Here is a 19,796-nt window from a genome sequence, read left to right as displayed (position 1 = left end):
GAACCCCCTAATATTGTTTAGCTAAAAGTTTTTGCATTAATTCCGGCTCTGCTCTTTGAGCCATTTCCATTACGATTCTTTGAATAGAAGCCCCCTCTGCAAAACGTTTCTCACGATAAGTAAAATCCTCACCACGAGATGAAAAGAGCGCATTACGCAATGGATCAAGTAATAAACGATGGAAGCTACTAATTCCGCCCATATTCAGCAGGAGGGAGCTATAACCTACGTTGCGAGCTGCCGGAAACTTTTTAATTAGTTCAATTTCCAATTCGGAATAAATATTAGGTTCTTCTTTTACAAAAGAAGCAAAGGACTTCGCATCTTGCATCAGAGTAAATTTAAAACTGCTATTGTTATAAGCGGCAAGTGCGGCCGTACTTAGGTTCTTATCGCTAACCGCCTGTGTTACTGTACCGAATGAACCATTATGACGGCGTGCTGTTCGATACCCCTCTTCAATAAACGTTGTGACTTTTTGACTTGATGCGCTAAGTAATTTCCAACCCTCATCAATGAGATTCAGCTTTCTGATGTTACGAGGGGTCATATACATCGTAGTTTCAACCCAAATCATTAACGTAAATAAAACTGCCATCAACAAATCACCTGTTTGTCTTAAATCCCCTAACTCTGTTACAACGAATTGCATATTAGGATTTAATGTAGGTTCATCTGAATTGAAATACTTACCGTAGATACCCTTTGTTGTGTACTTCTGCAAAAGATGAGTAATTTCATCAATACGGCCGCCAATCCGTTCTGAATCTTGGACTTCTCTTTTATGCGCTTTAAGATAATCAACAACATGATCAATACGCATGCCTTGTTGGTAATGAGGGAATTGTTCCGTTATTGCGCGCAAAACAAGGGATTGATGAACATCGTCTAATAGCCCATTAGGGCTAGCTAAGATACATAATTGATCGCGGACACGTTCTGCTTGTTCTTCAATATTGGTGATGTTTGCAAAAGGGTTGAAACGCAACGTAGAGCCATTGATATATTGACCGCCTAGACTAGTGCAAAAGGCTTTGTAGGAATCACCAATATCAAAAATAGAAACAATCCCATGCGTATCTAATACCTGATTAGCAATAGTCTGCGCCATAACTGATTTACCTGCACCGGAGGTCGCAGACATAAACCAGTTAAAATTAGTTGTTGGTAAATTTTCATCAAAGAGATCAAGAAATGCGATTTGATTACGATAACTAGGCAATAAAATACCGGAGCGGCTTAATTTATTATCCGCAATCAAAGGTAATAAATTGACAGCCTGAAAAGTTTCAGCCCGTAACACCGAACCAGTTTTTTTAAAATCATTCCAATATTTTGGATTATTCGCTACGACAAAAGGAATTGAGGCGAACCAATCCCTTAGTTGCATAAAGTCGCTACGAATCACTTTTAATCCCTGACCTTCAAAGGCTTTAAGCACCTTCTCTGATTCACGCATCATAATATCGTCATCATCAGCACAAAATACCCGAATCCCGACAAAATAATTCGTTAAAGAAGATTGACCTGTCAGCAAACTATTTCGTAAATTCTCCCACTCTTGAAATTCACGTTTTACAGATGGTATGAAACGAGCAAATCCGCCATTGGCTTTTTTCTCAAGGTCAAAAAATTTACGATTGGCTTCATTCGTTGAAGAAGTTTGTTCCTCAGTATTTAAAATCATAGTGAAGATAAAGGGGCTTGTAATGCCACGCTCTACTTGCAACAAGTCAGAAATAATATTCCCGTTTTGCCACAAAAAATGCTCACCCGGATTTTCAGATAAATGAAACCCCATTGCCCGTGTTCTACGCTCTTCCCCATATTCATCAAGAGAAGAGATGAGAATATGGCTCGGTTTTACTAAATAACTGGTTGATGAATCGACAACTTGGTTAGAAATATGCTTCTCAGATAAATAAGCGCGGTCGTACTGTGTTAATTTACTGTATTGAAAATTGATGATTTCTCGTAACAATCCGCAAACAGATTCAACACTTGAAATTTCACTATACATACCATTGCTATTTAATGCGCTGATAAAAGAACGGCGCACATCTTTTACTTTAATAAAAGCAGTATCATTAAAGGATTTGACTGGCATCGCATAGCTAAAGAAAAGACGATATTCACGCAAAGTTAAAGGGTGATTAGCACGGTTAGGAAACATATCCTCTGCGGCTGAAAGATAATAATTTCTTGTGGCTCGATTACATTCATCAGCAAATTCACCTTTCCACTCAAAATCCTTTAAACCAAAATCAACAATTTCTTTAATTGCTTTGCTACTGAGCAAAGAAACTTGCAAATAGTGGTCTCGCGGTATATTGCTTTGTAAGATACGACTAAAACTTTCGACAAGCTGTTCATTAGCGCCAATTAAAGGCTGTGTTTCAATAATAAAGCCTACTGACTGATCATTAATAAACAGCCCTGAATCCTGATCATAATATTTGAATGGAATAAGATCCCTAATATGCGCATATTCCAATTCAGTCATTAATTGTGCTGTCTGATGTGAGGTATCTTTTTCACCGAGCAAGTTACTAATAACATTCACAACATCAATCGGGTTAAATTTCATTACTTACCTCCTTTGCTCTCTTCAATCCCTGACCATTGCGATTTTTTTGTCACAAAATAAACAATTTCCCCCAAATGCGCATTGTCATTAGGTGAAACATAAGGTGCAATCCATACCCTAGATACACTATCATCTCGTCTGAATGGTGTACCCGGCTCCGGATAGCAATATTTTTGATTGCAATCAACGGTATTTGATGATGCGGTTGGCTTGTATGAAATTTGAATTGGCTCAAATTCATCTTTTACATTGTCAGCCGTTTTTTGAACTGGAAAAGGGGCTGTGTTTATATTTTTGATTGGTAATCGAATCGCGTTGGTATTAATAAGGCGATACTGCTTTACATCAACACGCCCCCCCATAAATCCAATATTTCCAGTACCTTGATTAATCATATTTGGATTAGTCATATCATCTGCTTGTTGTAACCAATAACCGGAATCTTTTGCCGGAATATTATGTTCAAAATCGCTATTCATTCCTGCACAACCTGTCAATATACTGACCATCAACATTGCACCCATTTTTTTATACATTCTCTTACCCTCTTATTTTTGATTTGGTGTAACAAAATCATTTAGTGATTGGTTTCCCACTTCCCCTAATTGCTTTTGTAAATTATCCGGTAGCCCACTAAGATCTTGACGCAGTTCTTTTTCCTGTTGTTTCATACCTTCAGATTTTTCAGAATCTTTAGCTTCTATAAATTCAGCCCAAAATCCTTCTTGAAAGACGACCTCGACACGATTTCCTGCACCAATCGGAATAACTGGGTGATACTGTTCAGCAACTTGAATATAGTAGTCAGCCAGTTTATTCGCCGCAGATGAAATACCCCCTCCGGCTGACTGTCTAAGTACCTCACTCGCTTCAACTATTCTTGTTGCTCCTAAACCGGCTTGAGTATTACCGATTTGAGAGACGGCATTACCCAACCCTCCAAGAGCGCCTGAAACAAACGCTAAACCAAGCATTTTTCCATTACGCATAACAGGTATTCCCTTGATGCCGTTTTTTCCGTAAAACGCAACATGACCTTTTACTTTCTGATCAATATGCTTTCCGTTAATGACACAAGATAAACGCTCAGTTCTTACAATCGCTCGCTCACTTGAAATATCACCGTAAGTTCCTGCTGTAATAAAACAACCACTTAACTTTTTATTACGATGATTACCGGGTAAATGTAATTCACCAGTTAGCTTAAATTGCATTGGAGCCATTGATGTTGTACTGGCGGTAACTGCCGCACTTGCATCAGCTCCCTCTAAAACAATTGCGTTAGAAAATGCGCCTGATGGAACATAAAAACGTGATGTACTATTACCGCCTTGATTCTTTTTTTTAATTACTTTTCGTTCAAAAGAATTATTTTTAGGTACTGATACAGGATCAGAAAAAGATATTACTCCCCCATTTTGTTGGTAATTGGGATTTTGATTTGTATTAGAATTTAATCTGCCACGTTCTGCGGCTTGACCGTTATCAGTAACAGGTAACGGTTCGTTATAAAGAGCCGGGTTTTCTTTAACATCATTAACTTGATCAAATAATTCATCTTGCCCTTTAGAAAAATCGTCCATTTTTTTTCTGAGTTCATCTCGCTCTTTCTCGATATCCGTCATTCGGTTTTCAATAGAATCCAATTTATCTAAGACTTTTTTTAGCGCTTCTCGATTTTCCTTACTTTCAGCTTGTGCATCAGTAATTACCTGAGATGTGACCCGTCCATCAAAGGTATTTGCAATCGCTCCAGTCAAATCAGGTTCAATTTGTTTTTCCTCTTCTTCAAATTGAGGGGTATCTTCTTTTGGCGCATTAATCCACTTATTCACACCATAAATGACCCCACCGCCCAAAGCGATAGCTGTTAGGATTAATCCCCAAAGATAGCGTTGGTTATTTTTCACCAGTTGATTAATGTTATTCGCCATTATTCCACCTCTTTTAGCACAACATAGGCAAATACACGGCGATTAGGCGGTAACGTAGTTGCCGCAGGATCGAAGCCGATAGCCATTACACCTTTATTCCATAAAATTCGTTCATTCAATTCGATTGTGTTCATTGATATATTAGTAATATCTAGTTTCACTACACGAATATCTTGACCCACCCAAGCATCTGTATTACGGATTGTCAAAATACCTTTTAATGTTGGTGAAACATCAAATTTACGATTTCTTGTTTCAACAAATCCTTTTGGTTCACGGTGATTAATTAATTCTGTTAGTATTTGAGTAATAAGACCAGAATAGGTATTTTCCGAAGAATTGAGCAACATAGAATCACTTTCTAATGCGTTTCCTTTCTCAGCAAGATTATGAATCACAATAGCCGCAGAATTTGATTTTTTGGGCGTTGCATTAACGGTGAACGTAAATCCTTTTTCCGTTTCAATAAGAATTGAAAAAGGTTTTGTTTCAGATGTAGAAAAAATAACAGAACCATCAGTCGTACCGTCATATTTTAAAACCGCACCATTTTTAGCTGAAATCGCACTTATCGTGTCATTTTTTACATTAATAACATTTGGCTCTTTACTACTCACAGTCGCATTTATCGCCTCAAAGGGTTTTAATGATACATCTATGGCATAACTTGACTGTGAAACTGAAAAAGCAAACAATGACAAAATAAAATATTTATTTTTCATCCATAATCTCCGAAAATCCGGTCAATCTCAGCAAACCTCTTTCCATATCAACTCTTAATTGATAATGTTTGTTTACCGATGGGATTTTTCTTATCCCATAAGAAAAAACCAATTCACCTTTTACATCAACAATTCCATTACCAGGACTAACTTTAATTGCCTTTGGATAGAAAACTGATGCCCCATTATCAACGCTTAAACTTCTCTTTTCTTGAGAAAGAATAGGGATTAATTTTTCTCTTAAATCATTTGAAGCGTAGCTTAATAAAATATCGTGGCTATTCTCGACAGTTTGAGAATTTACATCTAAACGAAGAGATAAAAAACTCAACCCCATTAAACGTAAATAATCAGAATTTCCACGCTCACCTTTAAACCCATATTCTTGATTAGTATTATTAATCATTGGTGTAACAATAATCTGCTTATTCTCTAGTGCAGTTTTAACTAATTCTTTATTTGTTGAATATAAACGGTGTGCAAGTAAAGAAGTTGAAGCAGCAATACCTGTCATTATTAAAAGGGCGATACCCAAGCTACGATTTATATCTTTTATACGGTTAAAATCCATTATGAAATCCAATATCTAATATGTGATGAGGGTAATGCAGTGATAAAAGATGCTGTTACTGACTTTGGTAAAAACCAATACATTAAACAAAGTAGATAACTAGAGCCTTTACCTTTCTTTAAATGTCTTATAGTAAAAAAGGAAATCAAGAGCGTGATTGCAAAAACATAAGGGTTATAAAAAACCATTAATAAACTTTGTGGAATTAATATAACCGCTTCATCAATCGTTAATCCAAACAAACGCCCTTGATTCGAGAGCGTTGCAGGAAATTGATACCTCTTTCTTGAGTTATCATTCATGCAAACACTCCTTTATTTAGCTAATTAATGCCCAAGCAACATTACCAAATAGGATTACAGCAATAATCCCACCAAATAATGCAAGATTCTTAGTTTTAATATATGCTAAAACAGCGGCAAGAATTTCAACAACAAGTAAAATAGTCCATGCGGTTGAACCAACACCAAGAGTATCTTTTACATCTTGTTTTGCTCCTGCGGCTAAATCTACTGCCATCGCAACAGCCGGCACTGAAGAAGCTGCTGTAACTGTTACAGTTGTTTTTATTTTTGAATAAAGTTTTTTGATAAAATCTTTAAACATTTTATTTTCCTCTTTTGTTAATTTTTAATAAAAAAAAGTCGCATTAGCGGTTATCACTAATGCGACACAAATTCTAGAAAAAAAAAAAAACTAATTGTCAATAGTTATTTTCTTGAAATTTGAACTATCTCACATTTTTTTAATCTGTATCAATAAAAAGTCTTTTCAATAACATTTTTTCCTTTTCAGAGAGCTTTACCTCACTGACTATTCTATTAAACAAATCCGGTGAAACTTTATTCAGTTCAAAAAAAACACTAGAAAATCTTTCAACTTGTAAGCTAGTTCTTATAATTGAATTAGCAATAAAAGAAAGTTGCTCTTCTAAACGATTATCAAACGGATTACCTCCGGTTTCAATATTGTCTAATTTTTTCTTTTCAATTCTTGCACCAAGTTTTAATAACTCTACTGCAATACTATGTCTAGTAACACTAGATTCACCATCTCCAATCCTGTTATCTAAAATACGATCTATAATTTCAAGAACAGAATAAGGTATGCGGATAGTAACACGATTATTTTGTTTATGTTCAAAGGTCATAATATAACTCCGATTAAAAAACAATCAAATATTGATGCTACATAGCATACATAGAAATGCTATAAAGCACAAATTTATTTTTTTTGATAAAAAGTATTCTTTTTTTAATAAGTTATATGTATTATATTTATAGATGCTGTATAGCATCACAAAAATAGACTGATTTTTAATCAATTACTCATAGATTGTTGATATTAAAGAAAATAAATGCAAATTTTAAATTTGCGTTAGGTGTGTATAAAAATAAAAAAAATAGGCATAGTCTGATAGATTAAGTATTGAAAAAATATATAATACTTATCAAAATAAGTTACCCCAAAGATAGCGAATGTATGCTTAATCTAGCTTAAGTATTATCACCGATAGCCGAAAATACCGCTTGTAGTAGTTAAGTTTTTATGCAGACAAAAAATGGGTAGTTCATAGATAAAAAGGTAAAATGATGAAATTGATAAAATATACTTTATTTCTATTATTCCCTTTGTATTCTCAGGCTAATTGCTTTGAAAAGGTAGGGAGGTACTATAATTTTGATCCTGATTACTTGAGAGCCATAGCTTGGAAAGAATCACAATACAATGTAAACGCTATAGGAAAAAATAACGATGGATCAAGAGATATTGGAATAATGCAAATAAACACGTCAAACATAGAAAAGTTAAAACCAATCTTTCCGGCAATAAGCGTAAAAAATCTTATAAAATATCCCTGTTTTAATGTTTCTGTCGGTGGTTATATATTAAATGAAAACTTTAAAAAATACGGTAGAAAATGGATTGCTATTGGGGTTTACAATGCAGGAAGCAAGAATAATGATAAAAGAGTAAAAATTAGATATAACTATGCAAAAGATGTAAATCTTTACTATAATAAAATAAAGCGTAAAGAACTAAGACTACCAAGGATTTAAAAATGAAATTTTTAATTATTATTATAATGTCATTGTTGATTATACTTAGTATAAAAAAACTAAAAGGAATAAAACGAAAAGCAAGGCAAGATAAAATCTTAGGGTTTAAAAAAAGTCATAATAAGTACGCTATAAAAGAGAAGAGGAATCCCTAATAATAGGGCTTTCTCTTTTTTATGCTAAAATAACACTATCTAATATCTGCTTTATATTTTTTCTCTTGTTTCTTTCCTCTTCAATTAAATTTATTAAATTAATAGATTTTTTTAAATCATTCATACACTCCAAGAAATAATCTAATTCATTTTTCCCTTTAAAACAAAAGGAAGTGATAGGCTCTTTAAACTCAAAAGCATATATAACTGCTTCGGCGTATTCTTTAATCTCTAATTTTCTTAATGTTTCAATCATAATTATAGCCTATTATTAGCCCGCCTAAGCGGGCTTTCTATGTTTATGCGGTAAGTTCTAAATTTTGATTTTTTACTTTTGATGAGCCATATTTAGCCCTAATTGCTTCCATATTCCAAGAGCTACGATTAAAACTCTTATATTCTGCTGGTCTGTAATACCATTTTTTCTTTTGGCTAGCCCAAAAACAACCTAATGATTTAATTTTATCTTTATATTCTTTCGTATTTCCAGAAAGCCAAATCCAGTTTCCGCAAATTTCAATTTCTACTCCTTGCATTTTTAATATTTCAGAAATAACTACTTCTAGATCTTCTGAATAATCATAAGAATTTTTTTCATCTGTATGTTTAATCTCTTCAAGGTTTAAACCTTTTAAAAATTCATAAGCTGAATTAATAATTTTCATCATTTCCACGCCTGCTAGATTACGATCAGGGTGATATTTTACCGCCATTTTTTTATAGGCTTTTGATAACTGATCTTTTGTAACTGTGCCTTTAAGATCAAGAATATTTAACGCTTGGTTAGTGTTCATAATGATAGTCCCTTATAGGTTCTAGTTGATAAGAAATCCCCACTATGTGAGAACTGTTTTAGTTATTCGACCCTTTGCCGTTTAACTGTGTTTATTATACTACATTTTGACAAATAAACAAATATTTATTTGCATAAATATTTATTTTTTTATTTGTCAAAATACCTTTTATTTACAAATATTATTTTGAAATACCCCCAAAGAAATTGACCGCACTTTGCAGGGATTTATCACTGCACAATAGGGGGCTTCGACTTGGTTAAATGAGACGGTTGTAGCGGTTTTTGTCAATGTTTGGCACAGCCAACCCGGAGGGCTTGACATTGACAAAAAGAAGAGCGGAAACCGTAAAATGCAACCAAGTTGAATCCTCCGTAGAAATAGTTTTTTATAATAATTTATTAAATAGCCTCAAAAAGAGGCTAATTATTTAATCTTTAATTTTATTTTCTTTTATGCAATCCCAATAATCTTGAACAGTACAAATATCCCAATCATTTATGATTAAATGTGTATCAATAGAATTAACAAAATAAAAAATCCTTAAATCATCTTCATCTAACCTTGTCTCTTCACAAAAATGAGCTAAAACACGGCTTAATAATAGATTTTGATAAACATTACCTAAAACTGGTAATTTTTTACTTTCACGTGCAATTTCCCATACTTCATCATCAGACACCCATTCATTATAGTAATCTAAAATTTCTTCCCATTCTTTACACTTATATGAACAGTTTAACGGAATATTAAAAAAAGACATAATGATAGCCCCTTATAGGTTCTAGTTGATAAGAAATCCCCACTATGTGAGAACCGTTTTAGTTATTCGACCTTTGCCGTTTAACTGGGCTTATTATACTACACTTTGACAAATAAACAAATATTTATTTGCATAAATATTTATTTTTTTATTTGTTAAAATACCTTTTATTTGCAAATACCATTTTGAATCCCCCCCAAAGAAATTGACCGCACTTTGCAGGATTTATCACTGCACAATAGGGGGCTTCGGCTTGGTTAAATGAGACGGTTGGAGCGGTTTTTGTCAAGGTTTGGCGTAGCCAACCCGGAGGGCTTGACCTTGACAAAAAGAAGAGCGGAAACCGTAAAATGCAACCAAGTTGAAACCCCTTGCTCATTGGTTATCTTATATTTTACTTATGGCTTAGGGATTAGCACCGACAGGCGAAAACACCGCTTGCGGTGGTTGAGTTTTTTATGGCTGCTTGCGGCCATAAAAAATGCAAGCCCGACCCGACCAAAGGGAGGGAAAGCTCAAGCCTATTCAAAACTATAAATCATCATTTTGACTATATTCAAAAATAACACTTGTAAAGTTTTGAATATATCATTATTATACTATCCATAACTCTTAAGTTTTGAATAGGAGAAAACATGGAAACTGTACCTTTGATTCTACTCGGAATCGCTGTTTTTCTACTTGGTATAGGCAATGTGATCTTAGCAAGAAGAGTAAGCAAACTTGAAAATGACCTTACCAAACTAAAAATCTCACTGAAATAGTTTTAAGTTTTGAATAAAGGAGGTGATATGAAAAAAGGAACTCACGAATACAAAAAACCCGAGCCTGTTTACATCAAATATGGCGGCTTACCTATACTTCCAGTGGGAATAATTATAGTTATAACTGTTCTTTTTCTACTCTTGTTTAGTAAACAAATAGGAGAAAAAATGAAAACTAGCCCCCCCCTAAACATTCACTTTATATATTTGCTACCCCAAAGCAACAAAAATGTGTTGATGTAAGAAAAATTATTTCAGTTGAATATACATCTGATAACAAAATGATAGTGAGAACTCTTTCAGAAGGTTCTGGTTTCGAGATTCCAAATGCCTCTAGACAAAGTTATGAAGAGTTAATTTCCTTTTGGAGTTACTGGTCTCAATAAAGTTTTAACTTTTAAGTTTTGAATACCACACAAAAGAGGTAAAAATGGATATACAAACAGTAGCAATGATTTTTCAAGTTATTTTCTTTTTGATACCAGCAAACAATCAAACAACATCGTATATAAGAATAATAGGATTAATTGCTTCTAGCTCTGTAATCTTACTAAATGCTGATTGGGCTAAGGTTAAAGAACTACTAGATGTATTTATAAATAATATTTATGAATGGTTACTAATAAAAGCTGATGGAAATCAAGAAAAAGCAAATAGTTATTTTGTGATATTAACAATTTTAGCTATTCAACCAATTATATTAGGAATTTTTTTGTTCTATAAAAAAGAAAAAATATATTAAGTTTTGAATATGGTTATATAAAATAAGGACTAATTATGATTTATCTACTTATCTTCTTCTTTCTTTTGGGTTTAATGAATCTTGCAGTTTACTTTCACTATCTTTCTGAAAAGAAAAAAGAAGAAATTATAAAATATTATAATATTGGGATAATATCTTGGATTATATCACTTATTCTGTATATTTATATATAGAGCAACTATATAAGGATTAAAAACATCAATATTCACGAAAAATATGAAATATATTACAATACTATCTTGCGTTGCTATTGTATTCTTAACATCTATCGGCTTAAATAGATATGCAACAGATACAAAATACGAAAAACTTACCTGCTACAATAAAGATGGCTTAATTATAATAAGTGAATTAATCAAAGGGGAAGTAAAGTATGATTATGGTAACGAAACCATAAAATACACTAAAGCTGATGGAACTAAAGCATTTCTAGTTAAGGATAAAGATTTATTTAAGTGTGAAAAAAAGGGGGAATAAAATGAGAGATTTTTTAATTAAGTTATTAGGCGGTAAAACTGAAAAGGAATACAATTCTAAAGTAGAAAGTATGAATCAAAACATAGATCTTAATTATATAAGCAGATACAATTTAGACTATGCTTCAACACTATTAAAACGTTGGAATGAATACAGAGAATCTATAAATACTCTAACTAAAGATGCGCTAAAAAATAACTCTAATTATTTTATAGACAATCCTTCTCTTTTATTTGATCTAGTTTTACAAGACTACTACTTCAGAAGATTATTTCTCTTGCAGAATAGAGAAGATTTCTTTGAAGAAGCAGAAGAAAATATAACTAACTTCTATAAAAGAAACTACGGAAGTCTAGATAAAGCTTTTTGGGAAATAGAACCAAAATTTTTAGAACTTATCCATTCTGAAAAATTTATCAAAGATTGGAACAAATTTTAAGTTTTAAATAAAGTAGAAAAATGAAACTAAAAATAAATCCAATAATATTATTTTTATTGTTTATATTAGGTATAACATTTATTGCTTATATAGTTATGTTAATAACAGGTGAGTTAAATGAAACTAGATTAATTTGTCACGACATTAAAGGTTCAATATTAATAAATAAAAAGGTAATTGGTAAAATAGAAAGAGATGATAAAAATAGAGTTATAAAATATAAAAAGGACTCTTATTTTTCAAAAATAACAATATATAAAAATGATAATCTTTTTAAATGTATAGAAACAAGAACTGATGTATATTAATTGTAAATAATCTGGTATATAAATGGCATTAATAGGTTTCGCTAGAGTAAGTACTATCGGGCAAAGTTACGAAGAGCAAGTTAAGCTACTTCAAGATGTGGGCTGCCTTAAAATTTTCACCGGGAAAAATTCCGGGGAGAAAAACAAAAATAAAGTAAGGCTTGATGAATTACTTAATTTTGTTCGTGAAGGTGATACCGTCGTTGTTACAAGATTGGATCGCTTAGGAAGAAGCACAAGCCAACTTTTAAATCTTTATGAAGAACTTGAAAATCGTGGAATTGGATTTAAGAGCCTTGATGGTGCGATTGATACAGAAAAACGCAATGATCCATTTGAGAAAGCTAAATTTGTTTTTATGGCTTCCTTATCTGAAGTGGATCGCAATTATATTCGAGAGCGCACAATGGAGGGACGTTTAGCAAAAGGTGAAGCAGGAAAGGGAGGGAGACCTAAAGCACTTACAAAAGACCAGAAAGTAGCATTTAAGCGAGATGTAAAAAGAGGATTAACTTTATCTCAACTCGCAAAAAAATACGATATATCAAAAACAACTGCTTATCGAGAAAGAAAATCCCTAGCCATAACTAGGGATTAATTTAAAGCGTTACTGAGATATGTTTATCTATTTCCATTAAAAAGTTATAGACACGTTTATCTAGCTCTTCAGGCGTTGAGGCATAAGCATCAACTGTTAGCTTTTTTCCTTTTAAAATATCGTTAATGCCATTAATTAAGTCAGCACAAATCAACTTTGATTCATAGTTACAAAGTGGATAATACGCTTCTAATTGCTTTAAGTTATTTTCTAAACTCATATTATTTTCCTTCAAAATATTTAAGTAAGAGATAAAAGAAGTAACCTATGTATTACATAGGTACTTCTATACTATAATTAATTTAAAAACTGCTTTATTAACGCATCTAAATCCCTAATATCTAATTCACAAACAGTTACTAGCTCCTCTAGACATTCCTTATATTCTTCGCTAGTCGAATTTTCTAATTCTTCCATATACTTTTGCAAATCATTATTAGTAGATTTTTTCAATAACATTAATTTATGCAGCAAAAATTTAATTTCTTGCCTATTTAACGAAAGAGTAACTTTCTCTTTCACTTTTTTTGGATCAATACCACAATCCCAAATTTCAATATTCATACTTTACCCCCAGTGTTTTCTTCGTTATCCGACCTTTCCTGTTTAACTGAGACTATTATACTATATTTTTACAAATATACAAATATTTATTTGTAGAAATATACAAATATTTATTTGTTGGATATTTCTTTTTTTGCTTCAAAATTATGAATAATTTCCATTCCTTTAGTTTTTTGGTCAAACAAATAATTAAATATCACCTCAAAAACAAAATCCGGAACTGGGCGTGATTTTTCACTTCCTTCTTTTCGTTGCCAACAATTAATTTGAGATTTAGTCACCGAATATCCGGATTTAGCCATTAACTCAATGAATGAAGGTATATCATAAGAAAAAGGAGTTAGCCTAAACAGCTTGGCAAAGATTGTATTTTTATCCATTATCGTCCCTTATGGATAGCCATATAAAATGGCTATCCCTTGTTAAAATTACAGTAATTGCTTAATATTAGCACAAATTGCCATAAGCAATTCAGTATCACCTCTAATTTCTAAGATGTTAGCACGTGGCTCAAATTCAATACTTACATCATTTTTAGGTCTTGCGTACAGCTTCCCGTTATAACCTTCCTTAAAAGGTATAAATTTTTTAAATAGTTCAATTCTGTATTTCTCATTTTCTTTATTTTCATTAGATTTTTTCCTCGCTTCCAAAATATTTACAACCTTATCATTAAGTGAATTAAGTTCTAACCGATTGATTAAATCCTGTACTATTTTTAGTTCAGGTTTTAATACACTAAATGAAATTTCTTTTGAGAAATAATTCCGGTAATCTAAATGGTAATCCCCAACATATACAGCAGCTTTAACCCTATCCCGGATAAATTCAAGTTTAACGTGTACTTCTTGCCCTCGGATACAGGAAACATAGTTCAAAGCATCAACATAATTTGACCATTTTTCACCTTTCCAAATAGAGGCGGTTTCCCCCCCTACTTTTTGGAAAATCCGGTCAAATTTATCTTTATATTCTTCGCATTTCATATAATCCCCCTTAGAGTTGAATTTCATAACCTTGAGAGATCAAAGAATTCTGCAAGAACACTTTTGTTTTCTTCAGCGTGTAATAATCTGAACCCAACTCAATCCATAAATCAGCAAGAAAAGCACTTAATTTTTCTTGAAAAGAATCAAGAATAAAAATATCTTCCGCTTGCACCGAATTACAATCAAACGCAAAATTTACAACATCGGCATAAGTTTTCGCTTGCGGAAAATACTCTTGAGGATTGAGCGCTGCCCCAAGTAAAATGATTAAGCTAAATTTACAAATAACTTCTTTTTTTCCTAACTGTTCTTGATTAGACATAATGATAGCCCCTTATAGGTTCTAGTTGATAAGAAATCCCCACTATGTGAGAACCGTTTTAGTTATTCGACCTTTGCCGTTTAACTGGGCTTATTATACTACACTTTGACAAATAAACAAATATTTATTTGCATAAATATTTATTTTTTTATTTGTTAAAATACCTTTTATTTGCAAATACCATTTTGAATCCCCCTCAAGAAATTGACCGCACTTTGCAGGATTTATCACTGCACAATAGGGGGCTTCGGCTTGGTTAAATGAGACGGTTGGAGCGGTTTTTGTCAAGGTTTGGCGTAGCCAACCCGGAGGGCTTGACCTTGACAAAAAGAAGAGCGGAAACCGTAAAATGCAACCAAGTTGAATCCACCAGAAGGCATTTATTATCTATGCAGCTCTATTTTTATGTCTTTGAGTTTGAGAAGAATTTCTCTGAGCTTTTTATCAGCATATTCCGGCTTTAAATGTACACCTCCTTTAGAATCCATCGTATAGTTATCTTTATTTTCCTTTAAAGCTCTATACAAAGGGTGATTATCTATTTCTGGATCAGATTTAAACATCTTTTTCTCCTTAATTATTGCTTTGGATAATGAGCATTAATATAAGCTGTCTGAAGGCTACGATAAAGACCAATGAGAACGCATACATCTACAAAAAAGAATAACGAACCACCTAAAATGATATGTATCAAGATAGTACAAATAAAAATAACCGTTGCCATTATTGCAAGAACTGACTTTTGTCTTAGCTGCTCAAGATAGTAATTGGCAACAGAAATCAGTTTATCTAATCTATTTAGTATAAGCATAATACATTACAATAGCCCTTTCTCTTGAAGATCCTTACGTAGAATATTATTAATATAATCTTTAATTTTTATTTCTTCCATGAACGCATAGCGTTTTATTGCACGATGAATATTTTCATCAAGATACAACGTAGTTCTCTTTTCGGTTGTTTTTTCTAAATCGTCTTTTAGTTCAGGCATAGCTTCTTTTTCTATGCTTCCAAGCGATAATCCTTTTGTTAGTTTGGCTTTAGACATTTTTTACTCCTAATTGCGTTAAAATTTCGTTAGTGATTTGATTAATCTCTTCTTTGGCTTCTTTAGACTGCCCTTCAAAAACAGTACCACCTGAACTTAACACCTCCGCATAGCTAATCCTTGAGCCTGTACTATGCTGTAGCAAGGGTATTTCAAAATTTTCCTGAATAAATTGAATAACCTCTTTTGCTAAATTGGTTTGCTTGTTTACTTGACTTAATACAAGTCCGGACTTTAATTTATCATCTATTTGCATTCGAGTTTGAACAAGCTCAATCGAATCTTTGCACGCCCAAATATCAAATTGTGACGGCTTTAAAGGTATTAAAATATAGTCAGCAAGTTTAATAGAATCTGCCATGGCTTTTTCGATGCGTGGCGCACCATCAATCAAAAGGAAATCAGCGACTTTTTCTAGATGCTTAATTTCTTTTTCAGATATGCCTTTATCACAACCGTACACTGGAAAGAAATCCTCATTTGAAAGCGCATTCCATTCACGAGCTGAAGCCTGTGGATCGGTATCGATTAATGCTACATTATACCCTCTAAGTTGCAGACAACGCGCAATATTAATGGATATAGTGCTTTTCCCACTTCCCCCTTTTTGACTTAAAACTGCAATAACTTTCATTCAATCCTCCTTATTCTTGTTTGGCATCTAAATACTAGCATAAATAAACAAATAAACAAATATTTATTTGTAAAAATATTTATTTTTATATTTGTTCAATAAAACAAATATTTATGTATCTAGACAAAACCAAAACGCCTAGTAAATTGATATTTTCTACTAGGCGTTTTGATCTATATATATGAATTTATTTGAATAGGGCTGAATGTGAACCTATCCTAATTAACTGAAGCTCTTTTTTATCTCTATCAATTTTGTAAATTAGTACAAGATCATTGAATATATGACAATCTCGATATTCTTTCATCTTCCCCTCTAAAGGGTGATCTAAATACTTTTTTGGAAGAGGTTTGTTATGTTGTAATAAATACATAACCTCATTAAATTCAGGTGAGCAAAGTTGTTTTGCCTCTAATTTTTTTATGTCTTTTTTAAATAATGTGGTGATACTAACCTGAAAAGTTAGTTGATTATCGGCATTCAAAGTACCCTCCTTTTAGGGAATTAAGTTATTTAAAACCTCAACGATATTCTTATCAGAATTGTGAGGAGAAATAATTTCTAATTCTCCATTTTCTGCCTCTTCCATAGCTGCCAATGTTGTTGCATTTGGTTTTAAATAGGAGAGATCCAATGGAATCGTTTTTTTATTTGCAATCTCAGTTAAAAATAAATTTAAAGCCTGAGAAGGTGTAAATCCATACTGTTCAATAACGCTGAAAGCCTTCTGTTTTAAATTTCCAGCTAGTCTGAAGCTGAAAGATGAATTGTTTATGCTAGTCATAGTTTTCACCATTAATTTCCTTTCTAGTTAAGTTAGTTTGTAATTCAATGAAATACAAACTTATTATATCTTATTTGTATTTCAATGCAATACAAATTTAATTAAATTTTGTGCGCTAGCACAGAGAGGAGGATAACCTTACTGCAAAACCATTAGGAAATTGTGGGTGATTGTCAAGGTTTGGCGTAGCCAACCCGTAGGGCTTGACCTTGACAAGCACAGGAACAATTTTCCTAAACTGGTTGCAGTAAGGTTATCCTGTTATTCTTAATAGAAGCTCGAATTATGCCCCACGTAGTGGGGAGCTATCTTTGATTAAAAAATCTTCGATTTTTTAATCTTTTTATTTTTCCGTAAGGAAACTATAAGTTTCGCAATAATAGGTGTAATTAACTTTTATAATTCACAAATTTATCCACAATTTTTGTGAATTATTTTACTAATTTTCTAAAAATGAAAAAAGTAGCCAAAATCTTTATTAAAATTTTGTCGTCTATGGAAGAAAATATATGCAAAATCAGAGAAACAGGCATAACCGCTCCTTTCATCTCTCGATAAAATAAAAGTGCGGTCAAATTGTAAGGTAGGTTTAGTGAATTCGCCTTTTCTGATTTCCCGGATCTATCGGTGGAGTAGTGAGGGTAATTTTTGATGCCTGTTTTTCTGTCGCAAAATAAGCAAGTTCCTCTAATGTTAAAGGCATATCCGGTAATATAATAGCACTTTGCTCCGTATCTTCTTGTCGATCAAATTTTACGCGTTTGTTTTCAAGATTACGAAAAGCCTTATCATTGAGAAAATCGACTTTCGCACGTTGCAAAAGTGCATATTTTTCAGCATTTTTAGGATTAGCTTGCATATTAGCTACATTCAAGCCTTTTAACCGCTTCTCGTGCGCTTGAGCGCGTTCTACAAGGGATTTTTTAGCCCCTTTTTTGATAAGGTGCAAATTCGTTGAAGCAACCATTTTTTTAAGACTTTCTTCTGTGTGACCTAAAGAATAGAAAAAATCCGGTAATAGGAAGATACGTACAGCTTTTTGCTTGTATCGCTCTTGATCAAACTCGTGCATAACCACCGCAAGCCCGGCTTCTTGCATCATTTCAAGTAAACGATTTAACCGATCATAACGCCCATTTTTTGACAACACGCCTAATTCAAGAGCTAATTGTTTCAGAGGAGCTTTAATCTCAAATAGACAGTCAGCATAAACTGAATACTCACAGTGTTTAATCAATGCCGGGAATACGGATTTACACATTTCCTCAAGTTCATCTCGCACGTTTAACCGTTGTTTTTTTGATTTCCGGAGCTTGCGAACATAAGGATTCAGGTTAATATCGTGTTTTGCTACCGGCGCGACCAGTTTTTGTCCAATACTAAACTTGATTGTATTAGTAATATTTTTAGGGGTAAATTCTTTATGAATTTTATGCTTTTGTCGTGATACTGATTGCGGTTCACGAACTTTCAAGGTACTTAAAAGGGATTCAGAATAATTGCCCGTCAAACGCAAAAAGTTAATATCCGTTTGTGATAAACCGTGCCGTGCGTTTAATTCGATTTTCCGTGAAAAACGGTGACGATGATAGAGCCTTACCGCTCTTTCTGAATGTAATGTTTGTTTGAAATTGAATTGTTCGAAATCTAAATTTTTCATATTTGTATATTTTTATATATACGCCACTGAAAAACACAGAATTCAAACCCGGAATAGAGAGGATTTTTAAAAACATTTGCATTCGGCAAATTTTATAGTACAATCCTATCCGAATTTCAATGGTTCGGTTGGTAGCTGAACCATCTTTTCTGTGTTTATGTGGCGTAGCTTTGGTAGGTAGCCTAAACACTTTCAAAAAGCACTGTTGGTAGCAGTGCTTTTTTACTTTCCGAATCGTTTTATTCTTACCGATTGAGTAAGAGATCTAACGCCCCCAATTCTACTTCTAAATCCTTATTGGATCAAGAAAAGCATACTTCTAATGGGTTCTTTTTCAAAAAGTAACTAAATGCCCTATTTTTATTCGGTAGCACGATCTCCCCATTTTGTGGATTTTTCCACAAGAACGGTGAGTGGTGTTTCGTATTTTTCTGCCTACCAAAGCAGGAAAATACGAAATATCCCGAACAGCCCACGCAAGGGGGCGAAGTGACTGTGGGAAAATCCACAAAATAGCCTTTAAGTGTGGTGAAATTCGGTGTGAAACTTGGTACAAGTTTTGCACAATTTCTCCACACGGTCGCGTATGCGATAAAGGCGTGGCGCGCAAAATTATTCTTGGATCAAAAAGCTATCAAGAGATTTACCAGATTCAACTTGTGCTTTTAACGTTGCCGGCATTCGACCACGCCCAGTCCAATATTGAGTTTCTCCAATTTCAGTCACATAAACATATTTATTTTTCGCTTTGCGCGTGTGGCGAGCTTTGGCTTTTTGAGTCACCGGGTTTAATAAATCTTCAGGACGCCAACCTTTTTCTTCTAACTCTTTAATAAGGGCTAAACGTTTGTTCTCTAGCT

The 19,796-nt window shown here is 33.2% G+C and carries 30 protein-coding genes; 7 read left to right on the top strand and 23 right to left on the bottom strand.

What is annotated here, in order from left to right:
• Positions 1-7 precede the first annotated feature (7 nt).
• The 8 genes from traC to HEMROJRC1_RS10755 form a co-directional block, all read right to left on the bottom strand.
• Positions 8-2,587 (bottom strand): type IV secretion system protein TraC, encoded by a 2,580-nt coding sequence (gene traC / locus HEMROJRC1_RS10790; RefSeq protein WP_226693015.1) that lies wholly within the window; start codon positions 2,585-2,587, stop codon positions 8-10.
• The gene (gene traV, locus HEMROJRC1_RS10785) at positions 2,587-3,123 is read right to left on the bottom strand and encodes a type IV conjugative transfer system lipoprotein TraV (protein WP_226693014.1); all 537 of its coding nucleotides are present in this window, start codon (positions 3,121-3,123) and stop codon (positions 2,587-2,589) included. Before traV ends, traC begins: the two co-directional genes overlap by 1 nt.
• A gap of 12 nt (positions 3,124-3,135) precedes the next feature.
• A complete protein-coding gene (locus HEMROJRC1_RS10780) occupies positions 3,136-4,521 on the bottom strand; it encodes a TrbI/VirB10 family protein (RefSeq protein ID WP_226693013.1) in 1,386 nt (461 codons plus the stop codon).
• Positions 4,521-5,243 carry a type-F conjugative transfer system secretin TraK gene (locus HEMROJRC1_RS10775; RefSeq protein ID WP_226693012.1) on the bottom strand — a complete coding sequence of 241 codons (723 nt, stop codon included), beginning with the start codon at positions 5,241-5,243 and terminating at the stop codon, positions 4,521-4,523. The genes HEMROJRC1_RS10780 and HEMROJRC1_RS10775 overlap by 1 nt, the downstream gene beginning before the upstream one ends.
• On the bottom strand, positions 5,233-5,814 hold the full coding sequence (locus HEMROJRC1_RS10770) for a TraE/TraK family type IV conjugative transfer system protein (RefSeq protein WP_226693011.1): 582 nt from the start codon (positions 5,812-5,814) through the stop codon (positions 5,233-5,235). Before HEMROJRC1_RS10770 ends, HEMROJRC1_RS10775 begins: the two co-directional genes overlap by 11 nt.
• Positions 5,814-6,116, bottom strand: coding sequence for a type IV conjugative transfer system protein TraL (traL, locus tag HEMROJRC1_RS10765; RefSeq protein ID WP_226693010.1), 303 nt, complete (start codon positions 6,114-6,116; stop codon positions 5,814-5,816). The genes HEMROJRC1_RS10770 and traL overlap by 1 nt, the downstream gene beginning before the upstream one ends.
• Positions 6,117-6,132: 16 nt before the next feature.
• The gene (locus tag HEMROJRC1_RS10760; RefSeq protein WP_226693009.1) at positions 6,133-6,420 is read right to left on the bottom strand and encodes a hypothetical protein; all 288 of its coding nucleotides are present in this window, start codon (positions 6,418-6,420) and stop codon (positions 6,133-6,135) included.
• A gap of 139 nt (positions 6,421-6,559) precedes the next feature.
• Positions 6,560-6,964 (bottom strand): hypothetical protein, encoded by a 405-nt coding sequence (locus tag HEMROJRC1_RS10755; protein ID WP_226693008.1) that lies wholly within the window; start codon positions 6,962-6,964, stop codon positions 6,560-6,562.
• A 439-nt stretch (positions 6,965-7,403) separates the two neighbouring features.
• Here HEMROJRC1_RS10755 and HEMROJRC1_RS10750 point away from each other — a divergent pair, with 439 nt between their 5' ends.
• Positions 7,404-7,874, top strand: coding sequence for a lytic transglycosylase domain-containing protein (locus HEMROJRC1_RS10750; protein WP_226693007.1), 471 nt, complete (start codon positions 7,404-7,406; stop codon positions 7,872-7,874).
• Between the two features lie 174 nt (positions 7,875-8,048).
• Here HEMROJRC1_RS10750 and HEMROJRC1_RS10745 read toward each other — a convergent pair whose 3' ends face one another.
• The 3 genes from HEMROJRC1_RS10745 to HEMROJRC1_RS10735 all read right to left on the bottom strand — a co-directional run bounded on the left by HEMROJRC1_RS10745 (position 8,049) and on the right by HEMROJRC1_RS10735 (position 9,586).
• On the bottom strand, positions 8,049-8,285 hold the full coding sequence (locus HEMROJRC1_RS10745) for a hypothetical protein (protein WP_226693006.1): 237 nt from the start codon (positions 8,283-8,285) through the stop codon (positions 8,049-8,051).
• Positions 8,286-8,328: 43 nt separating this feature from the next.
• Complete coding sequence (locus tag HEMROJRC1_RS10740) at positions 8,329-8,823, bottom strand: J domain-containing protein (protein ID WP_226693005.1); 495 nt, start codon at positions 8,821-8,823, stop codon at positions 8,329-8,331.
• Between the two features lie 430 nt (positions 8,824-9,253).
• Positions 9,254-9,586: a hypothetical protein gene (locus tag HEMROJRC1_RS10735; RefSeq protein WP_226693004.1), complete on the bottom strand. Its 333-nt coding sequence runs from the start codon at positions 9,584-9,586 to the stop codon at positions 9,254-9,256.
• Positions 9,587-10,377: 791 nt separating this feature from the next.
• On the opposite strand from HEMROJRC1_RS10735, the gene HEMROJRC1_RS10730 reads away from it, so the two are divergent.
• From HEMROJRC1_RS10730 to HEMROJRC1_RS10705, 6 genes are all read left to right on the top strand, one after another.
• Positions 10,378-10,593: a hypothetical protein gene (locus HEMROJRC1_RS10730; RefSeq protein ID WP_226693003.1), complete on the top strand. Its 216-nt coding sequence runs from the start codon at positions 10,378-10,380 to the stop codon at positions 10,591-10,593.
• Positions 10,594-10,780: 187 nt separating this feature from the next.
• Entirely contained in the window at positions 10,781-11,092 is a 312-nt protein-coding gene (locus HEMROJRC1_RS10725; RefSeq protein ID WP_226693002.1) for a hypothetical protein, read from the top strand.
• A gap of 237 nt (positions 11,093-11,329) precedes the next feature.
• The gene (locus tag HEMROJRC1_RS10720) at positions 11,330-11,590 is read left to right on the top strand and encodes a hypothetical protein (RefSeq protein ID WP_226693001.1); all 261 of its coding nucleotides are present in this window, start codon (positions 11,330-11,332) and stop codon (positions 11,588-11,590) included.
• A gap of 1 nt (position 11,591) precedes the next feature.
• On the top strand, positions 11,592-12,029 hold the full coding sequence (locus HEMROJRC1_RS10715; RefSeq protein ID WP_226693000.1) for a hypothetical protein: 438 nt from the start codon (positions 11,592-11,594) through the stop codon (positions 12,027-12,029).
• Between the two features lie 20 nt (positions 12,030-12,049).
• Positions 12,050-12,337 carry a hypothetical protein gene (locus tag HEMROJRC1_RS10710; protein WP_226692999.1) on the top strand — a complete coding sequence of 96 codons (288 nt, stop codon included), beginning with the start codon at positions 12,050-12,052 and terminating at the stop codon, positions 12,335-12,337.
• A 22-nt stretch (positions 12,338-12,359) separates the two neighbouring features.
• Positions 12,360-12,935, top strand: coding sequence for a recombinase family protein (locus HEMROJRC1_RS10705; RefSeq protein ID WP_226692998.1), 576 nt, complete (start codon positions 12,360-12,362; stop codon positions 12,933-12,935).
• Position 12,936: 1 nt separating this feature from the next.
• Here the strand turns inward: HEMROJRC1_RS10705 and HEMROJRC1_RS10700 are convergent, their stop codons facing one another.
• From HEMROJRC1_RS10700 to HEMROJRC1_RS10645, 12 genes are all read right to left on the bottom strand, one after another.
• Positions 12,937-13,155, bottom strand: a complete 219-nt coding sequence (locus tag HEMROJRC1_RS10700) for a hypothetical protein (protein ID WP_226692997.1) — start codon at positions 13,153-13,155, stop codon at positions 12,937-12,939.
• Between the two features lie 77 nt (positions 13,156-13,232).
• Complete coding sequence (locus HEMROJRC1_RS10695; RefSeq protein WP_226692996.1) at positions 13,233-13,499, bottom strand: hypothetical protein; 267 nt, start codon at positions 13,497-13,499, stop codon at positions 13,233-13,235.
• A 110-nt stretch (positions 13,500-13,609) separates the two neighbouring features.
• The gene (locus tag HEMROJRC1_RS10690) at positions 13,610-13,879 is read right to left on the bottom strand and encodes a DUF1456 family protein (RefSeq protein WP_226692995.1); all 270 of its coding nucleotides are present in this window, start codon (positions 13,877-13,879) and stop codon (positions 13,610-13,612) included.
• Positions 13,880-13,927: 48 nt separating this feature from the next.
• Entirely contained in the window at positions 13,928-14,485 is a 558-nt protein-coding gene (locus HEMROJRC1_RS10685; RefSeq protein WP_226692994.1) for a hypothetical protein, read from the bottom strand.
• 10 nt (positions 14,486-14,495) lie between these two features.
• Positions 14,496-14,810, bottom strand: a complete 315-nt coding sequence (locus tag HEMROJRC1_RS10680) for a hypothetical protein (RefSeq protein WP_226692993.1) — start codon at positions 14,808-14,810, stop codon at positions 14,496-14,498.
• 383 nt (positions 14,811-15,193) lie between these two features.
• Positions 15,194-15,373 carry a hypothetical protein gene (locus HEMROJRC1_RS10675; protein WP_226692992.1) on the bottom strand — a complete coding sequence of 60 codons (180 nt, stop codon included), beginning with the start codon at positions 15,371-15,373 and terminating at the stop codon, positions 15,194-15,196.
• 254 nt (positions 15,374-15,627) lie between these two features.
• Complete coding sequence (locus HEMROJRC1_RS10670; protein ID WP_226692991.1) at positions 15,628-15,858, bottom strand: hypothetical protein; 231 nt, start codon at positions 15,856-15,858, stop codon at positions 15,628-15,630.
• Complete coding sequence (parA, locus tag HEMROJRC1_RS10665) at positions 15,851-16,492, bottom strand: ParA family partition ATPase (RefSeq protein WP_226692990.1); 642 nt, start codon at positions 16,490-16,492, stop codon at positions 15,851-15,853. The genes HEMROJRC1_RS10670 and parA overlap by 8 nt, the downstream gene beginning before the upstream one ends.
• A gap of 187 nt (positions 16,493-16,679) precedes the next feature.
• A complete protein-coding gene (locus tag HEMROJRC1_RS10660) occupies positions 16,680-16,976 on the bottom strand; it encodes a type II toxin-antitoxin system YafQ family toxin (protein ID WP_226692989.1) in 297 nt (98 codons plus the stop codon).
• 12 nt (positions 16,977-16,988) lie between these two features.
• On the bottom strand, positions 16,989-17,288 hold the full coding sequence (locus tag HEMROJRC1_RS10655) for a type II toxin-antitoxin system RelB/DinJ family antitoxin (protein ID WP_226692988.1): 300 nt from the start codon (positions 17,286-17,288) through the stop codon (positions 16,989-16,991).
• A 577-nt stretch (positions 17,289-17,865) separates the two neighbouring features.
• Positions 17,866-18,936, bottom strand: a complete 1,071-nt coding sequence (locus HEMROJRC1_RS10650) for a hypothetical protein (protein ID WP_226692987.1) — start codon at positions 18,934-18,936, stop codon at positions 17,866-17,868.
• Positions 18,937-19,548: 612 nt separating this feature from the next.
• Positions 19,549-19,796, bottom strand: a 248-nt coding sequence (locus HEMROJRC1_RS10645; RefSeq protein WP_226692986.1) for an H-NS family nucleoid-associated regulatory protein, incomplete at its 5' end; no start/stop codon positions are given.

The sequence above is a fragment of the Rodentibacter sp. JRC1 genome, from assembly GCF_020521555.1.
GTDB lineage: Bacteria > Pseudomonadota > Gammaproteobacteria > Enterobacterales > Pasteurellaceae > Rodentibacter > Rodentibacter abscessus.
This window is presented reverse-complemented; position numbering and strand designations above follow the sequence as displayed.

What these genes read in the sequence shown, in the direction of transcription:
- HEMROJRC1_RS10780 (WP_226693013.1), bottom strand. Translation starts at nt 4,521, where the DNA reads ATGGCGAATAACATTAATCAACTGGTGAAAAATAACCAACGCTATCTT.
- HEMROJRC1_RS10715 (WP_226693000.1), top strand. Translation starts at nt 11,592, where the DNA reads ATGAGAGATTTTTTAATTAAGTTATTAGGCGGTAAAACTGAAAAGGAA.
- HEMROJRC1_RS10695 (WP_226692996.1), bottom strand. Translation starts at nt 13,499, where the DNA reads ATGAATATTGAAATTTGGGATTGTGGTATTGATCCAAAAAAAGTGAAA.
- HEMROJRC1_RS10655 (WP_226692988.1), bottom strand. Translation starts at nt 17,288, where the DNA reads ATGGTGAAAACTATGACTAGCATAAACAATTCATCTTTCAGCTTCAGA.
- HEMROJRC1_RS10745 (WP_226693006.1), bottom strand. Translation starts at nt 8,285, where the DNA reads ATGATTGAAACATTAAGAAAATTAGAGATTAAAGAATACGCCGAAGCA.
- HEMROJRC1_RS10675 (WP_226692992.1), bottom strand. Translation starts at nt 15,373, where the DNA reads ATGTTTAAATCTGATCCAGAAATAGATAATCACCCTTTGTATAGAGCT.
- traL (WP_226693010.1), bottom strand. Translation starts at nt 6,116, where the DNA reads ATGAATGATAACTCAAGAAAGAGGTATCAATTTCCTGCAACGCTCTCG.
- HEMROJRC1_RS10755 (WP_226693008.1), bottom strand. Translation starts at nt 6,964, where the DNA reads ATGACCTTTGAACATAAACAAAATAATCGTGTTACTATCCGCATACCT.
- HEMROJRC1_RS10750 (WP_226693007.1), top strand. Translation starts at nt 7,404, where the DNA reads ATGATGAAATTGATAAAATATACTTTATTTCTATTATTCCCTTTGTAT.
- HEMROJRC1_RS10680 (WP_226692993.1), bottom strand. Translation starts at nt 14,810, where the DNA reads ATGTCTAATCAAGAACAGTTAGGAAAAAAAGAAGTTATTTGTAAATTT.
- HEMROJRC1_RS10760 (WP_226693009.1), bottom strand. Translation starts at nt 6,420, where the DNA reads ATGTTTAAAGATTTTATCAAAAAACTTTATTCAAAAATAAAAACAACT.
- HEMROJRC1_RS10705 (WP_226692998.1), top strand. Translation starts at nt 12,360, where the DNA reads ATGGCATTAATAGGTTTCGCTAGAGTAAGTACTATCGGGCAAAGTTAC.
- traV (WP_226693014.1), bottom strand. Translation starts at nt 3,123, where the DNA reads ATGTATAAAAAAATGGGTGCAATGTTGATGGTCAGTATATTGACAGGT.
- HEMROJRC1_RS10685 (WP_226692994.1), bottom strand. Translation starts at nt 14,485, where the DNA reads ATGAAATGCGAAGAATATAAAGATAAATTTGACCGGATTTTCCAAAAA.
- traC (WP_226693015.1), bottom strand. Translation starts at nt 2,587, where the DNA reads ATGAAATTTAACCCGATTGATGTTGTGAATGTTATTAGTAACTTGCTC.
- HEMROJRC1_RS10670 (WP_226692991.1), bottom strand. Translation starts at nt 15,858, where the DNA reads ATGTCTAAAGCCAAACTAACAAAAGGATTATCGCTTGGAAGCATAGAA.
- HEMROJRC1_RS10725 (WP_226693002.1), top strand. Translation starts at nt 10,781, where the DNA reads ATGGATATACAAACAGTAGCAATGATTTTTCAAGTTATTTTCTTTTTG.
- HEMROJRC1_RS10730 (WP_226693003.1), top strand. Translation starts at nt 10,378, where the DNA reads ATGAAAAAAGGAACTCACGAATACAAAAAACCCGAGCCTGTTTACATC.
- HEMROJRC1_RS10720 (WP_226693001.1), top strand. Translation starts at nt 11,330, where the DNA reads ATGAAATATATTACAATACTATCTTGCGTTGCTATTGTATTCTTAACA.
- HEMROJRC1_RS10650 (WP_226692987.1), bottom strand. Translation starts at nt 18,936, where the DNA reads ATGAAAAATTTAGATTTCGAACAATTCAATTTCAAACAAACATTACAT.
- HEMROJRC1_RS10735 (WP_226693004.1), bottom strand. Translation starts at nt 9,586, where the DNA reads ATGTCTTTTTTTAATATTCCGTTAAACTGTTCATATAAGTGTAAAGAA.
- parA (WP_226692990.1), bottom strand. Translation starts at nt 16,492, where the DNA reads ATGAAAGTTATTGCAGTTTTAAGTCAAAAAGGGGGAAGTGGGAAAAGC.
- HEMROJRC1_RS10710 (WP_226692999.1), top strand. Translation starts at nt 12,050, where the DNA reads ATGAAACTAAAAATAAATCCAATAATATTATTTTTATTGTTTATATTA.
- HEMROJRC1_RS10770 (WP_226693011.1), bottom strand. Translation starts at nt 5,814, where the DNA reads ATGGATTTTAACCGTATAAAAGATATAAATCGTAGCTTGGGTATCGCC.
- HEMROJRC1_RS10775 (WP_226693012.1), bottom strand. Translation starts at nt 5,243, where the DNA reads ATGAAAAATAAATATTTTATTTTGTCATTGTTTGCTTTTTCAGTTTCA.
- HEMROJRC1_RS10700 (WP_226692997.1), bottom strand. Translation starts at nt 13,155, where the DNA reads ATGAGTTTAGAAAATAACTTAAAGCAATTAGAAGCGTATTATCCACTT.
- HEMROJRC1_RS10690 (WP_226692995.1), bottom strand. Translation starts at nt 13,879, where the DNA reads ATGGATAAAAATACAATCTTTGCCAAGCTGTTTAGGCTAACTCCTTTT.
- HEMROJRC1_RS10740 (WP_226693005.1), bottom strand. Translation starts at nt 8,823, where the DNA reads ATGAACACTAACCAAGCGTTAAATATTCTTGATCTTAAAGGCACAGTT.